Genomic DNA, 14,404 nt, shown 5'->3' with positions numbered 1-14,404 from the left:
TCCTGAACCACAGTTTCCTTAGAATGAAGCCGTCAGACCCAGCGTAATGGTTTTACCCGGCGGTGTCATCGAATAGTCAATCGCTACCCGGAACGGGTCATTACCGCGCATGGTCACCTCCGGATTCTGGCCGGTGTATTTCGTCCAGGTAAACAGGTTTTCGGCCGTGACGTAACCGCTGAAGGCTTTGGCCCGCAGCAGGCGCGTGATTTTCGGCGAGAAGGTGTAACGGGCCGTGATGGTCCGGAAGCGGATAAACGACGCATCTTCTACGTACCGGCTTGATCCCAGCCAGTTATAGCCCGATGCATACAGGGCCCGCGGTACGTTGGTCACATCGCCGGGTTGACGCCAGCGTTTCAGTACTTCGGTGCTCTGGTTATCGTAGGAGTACATGGCCGTTGTCAGCATCCGCGTTCCGTTCACGATGTCGTAGCTCGACCGGAAATTGAAGAACGCCGTCAGTTTAAGGCGCTCTTTAATGGTCACCGTACCTCCGAAACCACCCATAAACGCCGGGTTGCTGTTACCGAGATAGACAATGTCCATGTAGTTAATATTGCCATCGTGGTTAACGTCTTCATATATCGCATCGCCGGGCTGGAAGAGGTAATCCGTTGTCGGGTAGTTGAAGCGCATATACACCCCCTGCCCGTCCGGCGTAATAATCGGTTCGCCGTTTTTGCCGCGGGCTACTGTGGCCTCCTTATCGCTATACACCCCCTTATACCGGAAGCCGTAGAACGACCCGAACGGGTTGTTGACCTGCATATAGGTCAGGTACTGCCCGTTGGCCGTGATGTTTCCCGCCTGACGCGGATAGAGGTCCGAAATTTCGCGGATCACGTTGATGTTGTGCGCCACGTTCATGTTCAGCTCCACCGCCAGGTCTTTCGTTTTGTACGGCATCAGGCCCAGGTTAATTTCCCAGCCCTGGTTGTCCATCGTCCCCACGTTCATGTTTACCGAGTTGAACCCTGTGTAGGACGGAATCTGTAAGCCGTTAAAGAACAGGTCTTTGGTACGGTTGCTGTAGAATTCGGCATCGAAGGTGATCCGGCGCTTGAACATCGACAGGTTAATCCCGAGGTTCCGCCCGATCAGGGTTTCCCAACGGAGGTTGTTCAGCTCCATGTTCGACGGCACAACCGCCGCGTTGCCCAGATATGACCATCCGAGGGTGCTGTAGGTGCTGAAAAATGAGTAGTCGTAGCGGGGCGCGTTACCGGTTTGTCCGTAGCTGGCGCGGAATGCCAGGTTATCGATCATGCCCGCAAACGGCCGCATAAACGACTCATCCGAGATAATCCACTTTCCCGAAATTGACGGGAACAGGCCGTAGCGGTATTTGGCACCAAACCGCGAGTTACCATCGCCACGAACGCCCACGTCGATGATATACCGGTCCTTAAAGCCATAGTGCACATTCCATAACAAACCGACAGTACGGGTCTGGTACACCGACGACGCCAGGGTAGAAGCTGTCTGACGCGATGAACTGGTCGGGTCCTGCAACTGGTCAGAGGCGGTGTTAGGTACCGAGGCCTGCTGCGAAATGCTTTTTACGTCCGACGTATTGAGCACCCAGAGACTCGTCAGCTCGTGGTTTTTGTTCAGCAGACGGGGAGTATAGAACAGCGAGGTTTTGGTCGTTACCCCGAATACATCTACGTCACCGTCATAGGCGAGGTTTACCGCCGAACTCGTCCAGCGCTGGCCGGTAGCGACTTGCGGCAAAAACGACTGACTCTTGGTATTGTTAATATCCAGCTGCACATCAAATGATGCCGACCAGATGTTTGGTTTCAGATCGTACTGCAATTGCAGGTGCGGGATAATCCGGTCTGATTTAATGTTGTTACGGGCACTCTTGGCCATCGCCACCGGATTATAGGTACCGGCATACGTGCCCTGAATGTTGCTCAGCGGCGAGAAAAAGTTCGGTGTCTGAATGCCGTATTCGTTGTATTCATACACACTCATGTTCGGCATTTTGGTGTACGCAACGTTGCGTAACAAATCCGTCGAGCTGCTGGAGTTAACGTAGTTCCGGTTGTTGTCGGAATGCGTAAAGGCAATATCTGACCGGAAACGGATGCGCGTCGACACGTTGTAATCGAGGTTGATCCGGGTATTGAGGCGGTTCAGGTCCGTGCCGATGGTTGTGCCCTGCTGGTTAAAATAACCCATTGACGCGTAGTAACGGGCTTTTTCGCCCCCACCCGTGATGGCCACGTTATGGTCCTGGGAGTTCCCCAGCTGCGTAATTTCCTTAATCCAGTCGGTATTGTTGCTGTAGTTATTGAACCAGTACGGGTCATTCGGATCATACTGGAACTCCTTCACCGTCTGCGTGTTCAGCGGGAGCCCGTTCCGGTTCATGTACTCTTCCGGAATCAGCATCGAATACTGGTCGCCGGTCAGCATCGGAATGGCATTCGGCTGTTTGGAAACCGATCCTTTGAAGGTATACGTAATAATCGGCTTACCCACCGAACCACGCTTGGTATTGATGACCACTACCCCGTTCGCGGCTTTGGAACCCCAGAGGGCCGTTGCTGCCGCATCTTTCAGGATACTGATCGTCTTGATATCAGAGGGTGCAATGTTGAGCAGGGCGGCATACCCCAGTTCGTCGGCCGTCCCGAAGTTAAAGTCCGACGGAATTGCGGTTTCGTAAGGCATCCCGTCAACAACAATCATCGGATCGACCGACGAGTTGATAGATGATGTACCGCGGATCCGGATGGCCATACCCGCACCCGGGTCGCCCGAGCTTGCCGTAATATCAACCCCTGCCAGACGGCCCTGCAACATCTGGTCTATCGATGTCCCCTGCATTTCTTCCAGCGCCTTGGCGTCAATTTTAGCGACGGCAAACGTCGAGTTCCGGTCGGAGGTCGTCATCAGCCCGTTGTCGGTCTGCTGGGCCGTCACGACCACTTCGGCCACATCAAACGCATTGTCTTCCATATAAACCGTGACGTCACGGTTACCGCGGGCGGGTATCTTTTTGCCTTTGAACCCAATGCTCGAAAACGCAATCGTGTTGTTCGGATTCGACACGCGGAGAACGAAATTGCCGTCTACGTCGGTCGTTACCCCTTTGATCACGCGGCTGTCCTTGTCCAGCTCCGTTACCGTAACCCCTACAATCGCCGAACTATCTTTTGCATCCTTTACCTTTCCCTTGATGGTAAAGGTCGCGGCGGGTGTCTGCGCCCGCACGGCCACACACAAGAGCCACATTACTCCCGTCAGGAGTATCAGTTGTACACGTGATTTCATGCGATTATTTGTACTGTAAGTAGTTATCAATCAAATGGATGACCGTACGATTCGAGAGGTTATTGCTCTGCGCTGCCCGGACCCCGGACTTCCGGTTCGCAAAGTCCGTAAGCTGCATCGCACCCGGCGAGCTGAGGACCGTTACCGTAATGGCATCCCCCTTGTTATCTTTCAGCATGGTTTCCATACCGCCTGATTCCTTACCGTCGGGAATAACCGTCTTTTTGTTCAGCACGTGGTAGTAGATAAAATTGGCAACCAGTTCGCGCTCCGACGCCAGTGTCGGGTTGAAGTTGGGCGTTTTTACCGCTCCGGTACCCGTTCCCGGCAAAAGTCCCGCATTGACGGCTGCCTGAATCGCTGCGTTATCGGGTACAAACACGGTGTAGAACGAACCGGCCGCCGTTCCCACAATCTCGGAGGTTGTGGCATTGAAGGCCGACGAGTTTTTCAGGTACTGCCAGAACGAGTTGAACGGCGACGTGGTGGCCGTACCGAGGTTTTCAATGTGCTTGCCGATGTTCAGTTCCGTGAAGTTCAGCACAGCGTCGGTGTAGTAGACAATGCCGTTCTGCGCCGTTTTTGACGCCAGAATTTTAGCCGGTTTGTCCATTATCCCCGCCGAATACACCTGATTTTTATCCCATTTGATGTATTCGCCGTTGAAGGCGTCGATGATGCCCGAACCCGTCACATTGTTCAGTTCATTGTTCGGCGTAGCGACTACGCTTGTGGCGACAATCCGCAGCAGGCGGTTCCGGATGGCGTCGCCGGTCGTACGGGTGGTAGTACCAGGAGCGGTATAGCCCCATTCGTTCAGCGATCCGTTGTAGTCATAACCGGCGGCCTTGATGGCGTCGTCGCTCATCATAAACACCGTATACTTCAGGTTCGGATTCAGAATCACGGCCCGCAGGTCCATGTTCAGCAACCGCGTCATGATTGAGTATTTCGGGTCAAGGTACGCCTTGCCGTATACCGTTGAGAACACGTTTGCCGCCTGCACCTTATTAGTGCCATAGAACAGGCCGTTGCTCAGGACTTTTTTCTCAACCACATCCGACGCCGGATTAAACCGTGCTTCTTCGGCAAAAGAGTTATAGGTCTGCCGGAAACGGCTTGGCCAGACGGCTCCTGTCCACATGTGCGCATTCAGCAGATCGGCAATGATCTGCGGCGGCAATACATCAAGGGACGTGTAGTTTTCGAGAATGACGTTTTTCAGATAGGCGTTCAGCGCATCGTTGGTCGGCACAAACAAACTCCAGCAATCCTGCTGCCCGTCGTTGTCCGACTGCTTCAGGAAGTTTTCGTTATTGGGGGCGTAGGCCAGCAGACTGCTATACTGCTTCACAAACACCTGATCGCTTTTGCCGGTCAGAATCTGGTAGCGGGTCGTGGCATCGGTGTTCGGCACAAAACTGACCATGTATTTTTCGTACAGATTCCGGAAAACGCTGTATTCCGGTTTTGTCCGCAGGTATTCATCCAGCGACGGCTGACTGGTAAAGACATTGTCGATTTCGTGAATCATTCCGTTTTCCGCAAATACGTCTTTCTCGACCACTTTAGCGTTCATGACGTTGAAACCGGTATAGGCCGTTTCCGGAAAGAAGTAGGTATAGTCCGTCGCGATCAGTCCTTTCTGGGCGAAATAATCATCCGTGAAGTAGGTAACGTACTTGTTGTTGTTGTCCGCGCTGACGTAGTTCAGGCCGTTGCGGTTGGCAGCAATGGCTTTTACGGCCGTACCGGCGGCAGTCTGGTCGCTGTAGAATCCGGTGTAGTAGGCCGTTCTGCGGCGGAAGGCACGTGACGGTACCCAGCCCGTATTAGCCTGAAAATCATCGAGCCGGTCCTTGGCGAAGGCATTGTAGATCAGCAGATACTGTACCAGTTGCCGGGCTTTCGCGGAGTCGATCTGAGCCTGTGTCAGGCTGTTTTTCTGAAAATACTTTTGAAAAGCATCATCATTCGGCGCAAATAAGGTCCAGTAACCTGCACTGCTCAACGTGTGTTGATAGCCGCTTTTATCAATGACAGCCAGCAGATTCGTAAACCGGCCTTTTTGCTGAAGCTGCTGATAAATGGGTGGTGCAAGGGTCTCCGGCCGGGCATATACCTCATCCCACTGCTTTTTGGAACAGCTGCTGCAAAAAGCAGCCACACAGGTCACTATGAGCAAGTAAGAGCGTAGCAGACGTTTATTCATACTGAATCATCCCAATTAATTCCCTTTAAAATCAAATTCTATACAAGGATAATCAGGGGACCATATGCTAACTTTCCTGCCCTCTCCTGCTATTAGCTTTTCCGGAGATTTAATTACACTATATCAATTTAGTATACTATTTCGGTAAATATTAAAATAAAGTCGGCAACGGATAAATTAATATATTATTAATCCGTTGCCGACTCAACAATGTTCTGTTTTTATCCTATTGCCCGTTCAGGTCCCAGTTATATTCGAGGTAAGAAATTTTTGTGTCTTTATTAATTTTATTGGCTGCATACTGATTTATCCAGCTCTCAACTGTCTTGCCATGGTCGGTCCAGTCGGCTTTATACCAGTCAAAGTATTTCGATAAACTGGCATATTTCGGGGTAACGGCATTCTTGGAAGGTGTATTCAGGAAGTCGGTTCCCTGTTCCTCCAGCTGGCTGATCAGCCGGTCGGCATCATAAGCCTCCTGGCGCAGCCGCGGGCAGGAACGGGCCGCACACACGAGCGCAAAGTGAATCCGGGGCTCATCAAACTTCTTCCGCAGAATGTCGTGCTCAATGTTATTAAGGTCGTACTTTTCGTTGCCGATGGTGATGAATTTAATGTCCCAGGGGGTGTTCACAAACGGAATCTGGATTTTGCTTCCGATATCCTTGATGCTTTTGATCGGGTAGTGTGTCAGTACCAGCTGCACGGTATAGGCGTTGTAGGCATTGATCCAGTACGCCATCTGTTCGTTTTTGGTCCACTTAGCTGTCGGTGGATTTTTGCTCAGCAGATCGAGGTATTTCTTCAGTTCGCCTTCCTCCTTTTTCAGCCCTTTATAATTGACCAGTCCTTTCTCATTGACGTATTTTTTCAGCAACCGGTCCCAGATACCATGATCAACCGCCATCGGGCGACTGACAAACGCGGCTGACACGCAGCCAAATACGAACAAAAGCAGGAATAATGTCTGTCTTTTCATCTGGTTTTTCATCTTTGTACCGCAATATACAGAATGGAGCATAGCACACAGCGCTACGAGCTGTTAGCCCGCTGTCAGAGGCCACGTCTATACGTTTAGCTTCCTTCTCTTTACTCAACAAGTCAATCACTCAATCACCTAATCACTCAATCATTTAATCATTAAATCATAGTCAATCATAGTCCATGAACCTGAATTTAACCGGAAAGACGGCCCTGGTGTGCGGCAGTACGCAGGGCATCGGCAAAGCAACGGCCATCGAACTGGCCTTGCTGGGCGCTAACGTAACCCTGATGGCCCGCAACGAAGAAAGCCTCCGGCAAACACTGCCCGAGCTGGACGGGAGCCGGGGCCAGACCCATCGCTATATTGTCGCCGACTTCAGCGAGACCGGAGCCGTCAAAACTGCCATTGACCGCTATCTGGCTGACTACCCGACGGTGCATATCCTGATCAACAATACCGGCGGACCGGCAGGCGGACCGCTGATCGAGGCCACTGCCGACCAGTTTACGAGTACGTTTCACAATCACCTCGTCAATAACCAGGCATTAGTACAGGCGGTTTTCCCATCGATGAAGGAAGCTGGTTTCGGCCGTATTGTGAACATTATCAGCACATCCGTGAAGCAGCCGATTGTCGGTCTGGGCGTGTCGAATACCATTCGGGGAGCGGTGGCGCAATGGGCCAAAACCCTGTCGCTGGAGCTGGGCCAATACGGCATTACGGTCAATAACGTGTTGCCTGGTTCTACGGAAACCGACCGGATTGAGTCGCTGATTACGGCGCGGGCCAAAGCCGCCGATAAAAGCCGCGAAGAAATCCGGCAGCAGATGGAGCGCGAGATTCCGATTGGCCGGTTCGCAACGGCGGAAGAAGTAGCCGCTGCCGCTGCCTTCCTCTGCACGCCGGCTGCTGCTTCGATCAGCGGCATCAACGTGCCGGTCGATGGCGGGAAGACAGGGGGATTGTAAACACAAACGCCGCAGGATCACTCCTGCGGCGTTTACTTTTCTATGCGGTTGTGCCTTCTTTCAGGCGTTCGGCGTTTTCAGCAATCCGGAGCTGCTCGATAAAGTCGCCGATCTCTCCGTCCATTACCGACGGCAGGTTATAGACTGTCAGCCCGATGCGGTGATCGGTTACGCGGCTTTGCGGATAGTTGTAGGTCCGGATTTTGTCCGAACGGTCGCCGCTGCCGACCATCGTTTTCCGTTGCGAGGCAATGGCGTCGTTATGTTTCTGCAACTCAATTTCGTAGAGCCGTGAACGCAGAACGGTCATGGCCTTCTCCATGTTTTTGAGCTGCGAGCGTTCGTCCTGACACTGCACCACCAGACCGGTCGGTAAGTGCGTCAGACGAACCGCCGAATAGGTGGTGTTTACCGACTGCCCTCCTGCTCCCGACGAACAGAATGTATCTTTCCGGATGTCGTTCATGTTCAGTTCGACATCGACCTCTTCAGCTTCCGGCAATACGGCTACACTGGCCGCCGACGTGTGAATACGGCCCTGTGTTTCGGTCGCCGGTACGCGTTGTACGCGGTGTACCCCCGACTCAAATTTCAGTTTACCGTATACATCCTCCCCTTCTACTTCGGTTACAATTTCCTTGTAGCCACCCGACGTTCCTTCGGTAAAATCGACGATTGACATCCGCCAGCCCATTTTATCGCAGAACCGCTGGTACATCCGGAAAATATCACCGGCAAAAATAGAAGCTTCGTCCCCACCGGTACCGGCCCGGATTTCGAGGATGACGTTTTTACTGTCGTTCGGATCTTTCGGAATCAGCATTTCCTTCAGGACGTCCTCCATCGGCTCCCGACGCGCCATCAGCTCATCGAGTTCCATTTTGGCCATGTCCCGGAATTCCTCGTCTTTTTCCGTGGCGATGATTTCCCTGGCGTTATCAATTTCCTGTAACAACTGTTTGAAATCCAGGTACTGATTAACGATTTTTTCAAGGTCTTTATATTCTTTGCTCAGCTTTACAAACCGCTTCTGGTCAGAGACCACTTCGGGCTGCACGATCTGCTGAGATACTTCGTCGAAGCGTTCGCGAATGGCTTCTAACTGGTCGAGCATAGTTGTATCGTAGACTTATTTTGCAAAAATACAAAATTCGTTCTGTACTACCTTTGTACTATTGCAGATAGGAATTCTATAACCAGTAAGAACACGATGGACTTCACAATGTTCACAAAGGCGATGGGCATATCAAGACTATGGGCGACCACATGGAATCGCCCATACGGATGGGCTGGATTTGTATTAATCTGGGCCCTGGCGTCCTGTAATCCCGAGAACCGGATTCAGCAGACACCGGAGTTGAAGCAGGAAATGATGGATAAAAAAATCAAGCGGATCACCAATGAGGACATTAACCTTACGGTTGATAGCTGGGGGAAACAGATTTCGGATGTTGCCCGGCAGGAGCTTACTACCCGGCTGAACGACGGACCGGCAGACGTAGCGGGTTTATGTAATCTCAGTGCCCTGCCGAAAACACAGGCGCTGGCCAAACGGTATGCCATTGAGATTAATCTGCTCAGCGGAGCCGATGTGCAGAATCCGAAGCTGCCGGCAAAGGAGCGCGAAGTGCTTGATGCGTACCTGTACAACGCCGAAAACAAACTTGCCCAGCAGCCGAATATTCAGAAGGTTAACGACACACTGCTTGTCTACAACACGGCCGTTCCGACGGATAATGTGATTTGCCGGAGCTGCTTCGGCGATCAGAAACAACCGTTGGCGGTGTGGCGGCTGGTGTTTCACAAACGCGAAGTTATACGGCGGTTAAACCAGCCAAAGAAATAGCCGTAAATCAAGAAAGGCCAGCGTAAAATGCGCTGGCCTTTTCTGTTATATGTCGTTTATTTACTTACAATTACAGCCTGAAATCAAGCTCAGGTTATAGACTCGCTGACCGGGAGCCGCTTTATTAGGGTCCTGCATAGTAGCCCGACCTAAAAAGATTTCATCCCCTGTCATATTAATCTGCGTAACGAAGTTATAACCATTTTCGGCATAGCGCAAGAGCACTGACGTCTGTTCGCCAGCCGCTGCATAAGGTTTTGTAGCCGCTACCAGAATCTGATCGCCCTTCACTACTGCCCGCACAAACGGCAACCCATTCGTTTTGAGCTGATTTGCATTATATTTATGCCAGGTCTGCCCGCCATCGTACGAACACTCAGTGTTTTGATTCAGGTAGGTTTCGCCGCCCGAGAACATATCACCATGGTGTTTGAACAGACGCCATAACCCATGAATATAGTGTTCGTAGCAGGAATAGTTCCGGTCGTTGCCAATACCCACCTGAGCCGGGTCTGTCGGCGTCGGCTGGTTAGGTACCAGGTTAATGTGGTCATCCCAGAACAGGGCTCCGTGAGCACCGGTAAACCAATAAAAGATTGCTAACCCTTCAGCTATAGCCGGTGGTGCCGGATGCTCTGCTTTACCGCTGTTTAGATAATGCGAATCCTGGGTATTGAACAACCATTGCCAGGCCACACGCTTTTTCGGTGACAAAGCCATATTAACTTCCTGTTCCTGTAGAATATGGGCCAGCCAATGACGATCCCGGTCACCGGTATGCGTAGTAGCTGAGCTATAATCAAAATCAGGATAAACAAAGTAAACGCCTGGCATCTGCATGGTAATATGGTCTGAAAACGAGGTTCCGACAATATCATCCGGCATCCCACGGTTACGCGATGTAGCAGTATGTTGGGCGGTATTTTTCCAGAGATAATCAGCAGGCAGAAAATAATCGCCACCCGGTGATACACCGTGGCCATTCACCGGAACAGGAGCAATTGAAGCGGTTTCGGTCTGCGGACTTACGACCTCCTTCAATGTTTTCGCCAGATAGGTATACAAATTCACCTGTTCCTGTCCCAGGTCCGACGAAATACCTTCATTTTCAATATCCAGAAAGATCGTACCGAATGTACTTTTCTTGTTTACCGGATTACAGTCGCCAAATGTCTCGCATGAACCCTGAATATCTGTGATAGCCTTATATAAGCTATTAGCATAGTTCGGATCGCCATCAGGGCGCCGGTAGAACGTATTAAGCGCATCCTGACTATTCTTCGCCCACTGAATTTGATAAGCGTTCTCGCTGAAGTATTGTTGGTACAGAATCCACGAGCGCTGGTTTTGGGTAAGTCGGCTCACCCAACCCGCCGGCTTGGGATGATCAGGATCGTTGTTACACTCATCCACTGTCATCCGTGATTTTTCAATTGCAGAGAAACCTCGTTTAAAGAGTTTCTGCCAGTCACTGTTCACGTGCAGATTCCGCCCTGCCCCACAAAAAGTAATAGTTTTTGTAATTGGTAAGGTAAAATCATCCACAACATCAATATTCCAATAACCTTTTGTCGCAGTTGGTACAAATGCCTTACGGGGAGTAGCGGCCAAATTCCCTGTAAGCTGTACTCCTGTGGCTGAGGCAGGCTTGCTGACGGCTCTACTCTCTGGTCCCCTCAATCGTCCGGCCTGCGCACCGGGTATGCTCAACATAGCAAGCAACATTACACCGTAAACTTGTCTCATTCGGGTCATCACGTTATAGCAATTGTAGTTCATGGCGCAAACCATGTGGATTTTTCTCCGCACTTTCGCGGAAAGGTTGAGTAAAAGGCTGCTGAGGAGACTATCTCAATTTTCGGGCCAAAAACAACACATGAAAGATTTTTTTAATCTCTTCCAAATTTTTGCAGAATCAATTGAGTTGCAGAGAGAGACGGATTATCCGTTGAAGCATCAAAAGTATATAAATCTGCCGGTTTTTTTAATGAAATGCCGGTTAAATATGACTTATCGTAATAGGTAAGAACGATATCGGCAACAGTCGCATAATCCTGTTTATGTATGGCGTCGATGGCATCCTGTGTGGCTTTTCCCCCCAGCCGTTTCTGAATACGGCGGGTAGCATCAATCAGGGCGGCCGGATCAATATTATTACCACTATACTCCCGGACCAGCCGGGCAATGCGTTCGCTTTTAGGCACCTCTACAATGACCGCCGGGGCTGCCTGCATCTGTAGCCACAAAGGGTATGGAATGAAGCAGGTACCAATCGTCCGGCTTTCATCTTCGAGCCAGATCCGGCGGGACGGATCCAGCGTCCGCCAGGTATCAAAAAGCTCATTTTCAAAATGTTCAGATGATACTTGCGGCAACTGTCCGATTGCGCCGTAGGATGAGCCCTTATGCCGGGCAATCGCTTCCAGATCAATCACCTGTTCGCCCTGCCGCGCGAGTTCTTTCAGGATGTCGGTTTTGCCCGAGCCGGTTTTTCCGCCCAGAATCATAAGCTGCCGGGGCTGTGCAAAAGCCGTCAGCACGTCGTTACGGTAGGCTTTATAACCACCCTCCAGCGTACGGGCCCGGATACCGGCCGTATTGAGCAGCCAGGCAAACGATCCGCTCCGCATACCGCCCCGCCAGCAGTGTACGAGCACCTCTTTTCCGGCCGGATTCAGCTTGCGCACCTGCTTCACAAAGCCGGCCAGCTTCGGCCCTACCAGCTCCAGACCAAGCAGGACCGCAGGATCTTTTCCTGCCTGTTTGTACTTTGTCCCGACTTTGGCACGCTCATCATTATCAAATAAAGGAATGTTGATGGCATGGGGTATGTGGGCATGCGCATACTCTCCCGGCGACCGCACATCGATGACGGGCAGCCGGCCGGCTTCGTTCAGAAAATCAGCGACGGAGAGTTGTTTTGCGTTCATGCTGTTTAGCTGGCCAACTGGCGCAGGTACATCTGAATGGTATTTTCCAGACCGAAATAAAGCGCATCGGCAATCAGTGCGTGACCGATGGAGACCTCCAGCAGGCCCGGAATATGCTGTGCAAAATACTGCAGATTTTCCAGACTCAGGTCATGGCCGGCATTCAGGCCCAGCCCCAGCTCCTGTGCTTTTTGTGCGGCTTTCACAAACGGCGCAATGGCCGCTTCGCGGTCTCCGGCATAGTGTATTGCATAAGGCTCGGTATAGAGTTCAATGCGGTCGGTACCGGTTGCTTTCGCTCCTTCGACCATCCGCTCGTCGGCATCCACAAAAACCGACACCCGGATTCCGTCAGCCTTAAACATGTTTACCAGATTCGTCAGGTGTTCGCGGTGGGTAATGGTATCCCAGCCGGCATTTGACGTAATGGCGTCCACAGCATCCGGTACGAGCGTCACCTGCTCCGGTTTCACCCGCTTCACGAGTTCAATAAACCGGTCGTCGGGATTACCTTCAATATTAAACTCAGTCGTTACTACCTCCTTGAGCGCCAGCACATCGGAATACCGGATATGGCGTTCATCAGGCCGGGGATGTACGGTAATACCCTGAGCGCCGAAGCGTTCGGCATCAAGGGCGACCTGCACAACATCCGGATTATTGCCTCCGCGCGCATTCCGGAGTGTAGCAATTTTATTGATATTAACACTGAGACGAGTCATTGGTTGAGCGAGTAATAATGTGATTGAATTGCCCTGCCAAAATTAACTCCATTACACGAAATATGGTTCTCCTGCCGTTTTTCTTTCCTATGCTCCGCCATCTGCTCATCCTTATGCTGATCCTTTACGGCTTTTGTGCAGCCGGTCAGCCACTTTCTATCCGCTTTACACCAGCCTTTCATCCGGTCAGCCAGCTTACGCTGACACCTGGTCAGGACGGTTTTGAGATCCGGCTGGTTATCAGACCCGATGCCCCGTCCGGGAGCATTACATTCAGCCGGTGGATTCCGGACCGGAAGCGCTGGACAGCCATGCAGAACTACCTGACTCAGATAAAAGCAAAGCAGACAGAGAGGCAAGAACGTCAGGCGGAAGCACTGCGCGATACCAGTAATGACCAGTTGCAAGCTGAAGAAATTTATGCGGACGGTGCAGGAGCAGAAGCAAGGTACGGGGCATTTGCATTTTCTTTCGGACATGAGAAGGCCGGTACACCGGAAATTCAGCTGTTCAACTTCATTTCGTCCGCCCTGTGGACCCACTGCCGGAATCAAACCGTGATAATGAGCTATTGGCGTACTCTGGAGAACTATTTCCCGCACCCGTTTTCGTTCCGGAAAGAAGGGACGGGGTATATTTTATATGGTACGTTGTCGGCCAATGATGAGAATACACGGCAATTAAATGCCCTGATTGATCAGTTTCCGGCCAACCGGCCTGTAGTTATCGACGCCCGCTACTTCAATGGGATGGATACGGTTTACTATCCGTACTTCCGGCGGCTCCTCCGCAAAAACAAGCAGATCAGCTGGATAAAGCCCATAAACGGGGAATACCAACCAAGCAGTTGGGGAAGGCCCCTAAACGGGAGGAGTCAACTGAACGAAACCGGCGTCAGCCGGTTTGTAAACCACTAACGGCAGTAATGTCCGTTTTATCTTTATTGCTCCCTTATTCCTACCTTTGCACGAATTATCATTACGTTATCTTTTACGAAATCATGTCATTAAAACAACAAATTGACGCCGATATAAAAGACGCCATGAGGGCAAAGGACCAGGACGGTCTGCGGGCTTTACGGGCCATTAAGTCTTTGATTCTGTTGGAAGAAACCAAAGAAGGAGCCGGCGACGGACTGAAACCGGAAGACGAAATCAAGCTCCTGACCAAAGCGGTGAAGCAGCGGAAAGATTCAGCCGATGTGTTCCGGACACAGGGCCGCGAAGACCTGCTGGCGAAAGAAGAAGCCGAAATTGCCATTATCGAAAAGTACCTGCCAAAACAGCTGACCGAAGACGAGCTGAAGGCTAAGTTACAGGATATCATCGCCCGCGTGGGTGCCTCTGCCCCGTCGGATATGGGTAAGGTAATGGGTGTCGCCACCAAAGAGCTTGCCGGCCTCGCCGAAGGCAAAGCCATCTCCGCCACGGTGAAGCAGCTTTTACAATGAGTG

Annotated in this window: 11 protein-coding genes; 4 read left to right on the top strand and 7 right to left on the bottom strand. The window is 51.5% G+C overall.

The window, feature by feature from the left end; genetic code table 11:
- Nucleotides 1-18: 18 nt before the first annotated feature.
- The 3 genes from AC23NW_RS03280 to AC23NW_RS03270 all read right to left on the bottom strand — a co-directional run bounded on the left by AC23NW_RS03280 (nucleotide 19) and on the right by AC23NW_RS03270 (nucleotide 6,479).
- On the bottom strand, nucleotides 19-3,288 hold the full coding sequence (locus tag AC23NW_RS03280; RefSeq protein ID WP_487447669.1) for a SusC/RagA family TonB-linked outer membrane protein: 3,270 nt from the start codon (nucleotides 3,286-3,288) through the stop codon (nucleotides 19-21).
- A 4-nt stretch (nucleotides 3,289-3,292) separates the two neighbouring features.
- The gene (locus tag AC23NW_RS03275) at nucleotides 3,293-5,500 is read right to left on the bottom strand and encodes a fasciclin domain-containing protein (RefSeq protein ID WP_487447667.1); all 2,208 of its coding nucleotides are present in this window, start codon (nucleotides 5,498-5,500) and stop codon (nucleotides 3,293-3,295) included.
- A gap of 226 nt (nucleotides 5,501-5,726) precedes the next feature.
- Nucleotides 5,727-6,479 carry a DUF547 domain-containing protein gene (locus AC23NW_RS03270; RefSeq protein WP_487447665.1) on the bottom strand — a complete coding sequence of 251 codons (753 nt, stop codon included), beginning with the start codon at nucleotides 6,477-6,479 and terminating at the stop codon, nucleotides 5,727-5,729.
- Nucleotides 6,480-6,664: 185 nt separating this feature from the next.
- Between AC23NW_RS03270 and AC23NW_RS03265 the strand changes: the two genes are divergently transcribed.
- The gene (locus AC23NW_RS03265; protein ID WP_487447664.1) at nucleotides 6,665-7,453 is read left to right on the top strand and encodes an SDR family oxidoreductase; all 789 of its coding nucleotides are present in this window, start codon (nucleotides 6,665-6,667) and stop codon (nucleotides 7,451-7,453) included.
- 40 nt (nucleotides 7,454-7,493) lie between these two features.
- On the opposite strand, the gene prfA is transcribed toward AC23NW_RS03265, so the two are convergent.
- A complete protein-coding gene (gene prfA, locus AC23NW_RS03260; protein WP_293834896.1) occupies nucleotides 7,494-8,567 on the bottom strand; it encodes a peptide chain release factor 1 in 1,074 nt (357 codons plus the stop codon).
- Between the two features lie 96 nt (nucleotides 8,568-8,663).
- Between prfA and AC23NW_RS03255 the strand changes: the two genes are divergently transcribed.
- Nucleotides 8,664-9,299, top strand: a complete 636-nt coding sequence (locus tag AC23NW_RS03255; protein WP_487447662.1) for a hypothetical protein — start codon at nucleotides 8,664-8,666, stop codon at nucleotides 9,297-9,299.
- Between the two features lie 60 nt (nucleotides 9,300-9,359).
- On the opposite strand, the gene AC23NW_RS03250 is transcribed toward AC23NW_RS03255, so the two are convergent.
- The 3 genes from AC23NW_RS03250 to AC23NW_RS03240 all read right to left on the bottom strand — a co-directional run bounded on the left by AC23NW_RS03250 (nucleotide 9,360) and on the right by AC23NW_RS03240 (nucleotide 12,951).
- The gene (locus tag AC23NW_RS03250; protein ID WP_487447660.1) at nucleotides 9,360-10,718 is read right to left on the bottom strand and encodes a hypothetical protein; all 1,359 of its coding nucleotides are present in this window, start codon (nucleotides 10,716-10,718) and stop codon (nucleotides 9,360-9,362) included.
- 470 nt (nucleotides 10,719-11,188) lie between these two features.
- Nucleotides 11,189-12,229 (bottom strand): tRNA 2-selenouridine(34) synthase MnmH, encoded by a 1,041-nt coding sequence (mnmH, locus tag AC23NW_RS03245; protein WP_487447658.1) that lies wholly within the window; start codon nucleotides 12,227-12,229, stop codon nucleotides 11,189-11,191.
- 5 nt (nucleotides 12,230-12,234) lie between these two features.
- Nucleotides 12,235-12,951 carry a pyridoxine 5'-phosphate synthase gene (locus AC23NW_RS03240; RefSeq protein ID WP_487447656.1) on the bottom strand — a complete coding sequence of 239 codons (717 nt, stop codon included), beginning with the start codon at nucleotides 12,949-12,951 and terminating at the stop codon, nucleotides 12,235-12,237.
- A gap of 113 nt (nucleotides 12,952-13,064) precedes the next feature.
- Between AC23NW_RS03240 and AC23NW_RS03235 the strand changes: the two genes are divergently transcribed.
- Complete coding sequence (locus tag AC23NW_RS03235; protein ID WP_487447654.1) at nucleotides 13,065-13,868, top strand: hypothetical protein; 804 nt, start codon at nucleotides 13,065-13,067, stop codon at nucleotides 13,866-13,868.
- Nucleotides 13,869-13,951: 83 nt separating this feature from the next.
- Nucleotides 13,952-14,401 (top strand): GatB/YqeY domain-containing protein, encoded by a 450-nt coding sequence (locus AC23NW_RS03230; protein WP_487447652.1) that lies wholly within the window; start codon nucleotides 13,952-13,954, stop codon nucleotides 14,399-14,401.
- The last annotated feature ends 3 nt before the right edge of the window (nucleotides 14,402-14,404 follow it).

It is taken from the genome of Arsenicibacter sp. R0_47 (assembly GCF_057652235.1).
Note: the sequence above shows the minus strand (reverse complement) of the source record. Positions and strands in the feature narration are given on the sequence as shown.

Excerpts from the sequence above, each read along its gene's own strand:
- AC23NW_RS03280 (WP_487447669.1), bottom strand. The coding sequence starts at position 3,288 with ATGAAATCACGTGTACAACTGATACTCCTGACGGGAGTAATGTGGCTC.
- AC23NW_RS03275 (WP_487447667.1), bottom strand. The coding sequence starts at position 5,500 with ATGAATAAACGTCTGCTACGCTCTTACTTGCTCATAGTGACCTGTGTG.
- AC23NW_RS03270 (WP_487447665.1), bottom strand. The coding sequence starts at position 6,479 with ATGAAAAGACAGACATTATTCCTGCTTTTGTTCGTATTTGGCTGCGTG.
- AC23NW_RS03265 (WP_487447664.1), top strand. The coding sequence starts at position 6,665 with ATGAACCTGAATTTAACCGGAAAGACGGCCCTGGTGTGCGGCAGTACG.
- prfA (WP_293834896.1), bottom strand. The coding sequence starts at position 8,567 with ATGCTCGACCAGTTAGAAGCCATTCGCGAACGCTTCGACGAAGTATCT.
- AC23NW_RS03255 (WP_487447662.1), top strand. The coding sequence starts at position 8,664 with ATGGACTTCACAATGTTCACAAAGGCGATGGGCATATCAAGACTATGG.
- AC23NW_RS03250 (WP_487447660.1), bottom strand. The coding sequence starts at position 10,718 with ATGACAGTGGATGAGTGTAACAACGATCCTGATCATCCCAAGCCGGCG.
- mnmH (WP_487447658.1), bottom strand. The coding sequence starts at position 12,229 with ATGAACGCAAAACAACTCTCCGTCGCTGATTTTCTGAACGAAGCCGGC.
- AC23NW_RS03240 (WP_487447656.1), bottom strand. The coding sequence starts at position 12,951 with ATGACTCGTCTCAGTGTTAATATCAATAAAATTGCTACACTCCGGAAT.
- AC23NW_RS03235 (WP_487447654.1), top strand. The coding sequence starts at position 13,065 with ATGCTGATCCTTTACGGCTTTTGTGCAGCCGGTCAGCCACTTTCTATC.
- AC23NW_RS03230 (WP_487447652.1), top strand. The coding sequence starts at position 13,952 with ATGTCATTAAAACAACAAATTGACGCCGATATAAAAGACGCCATGAGG.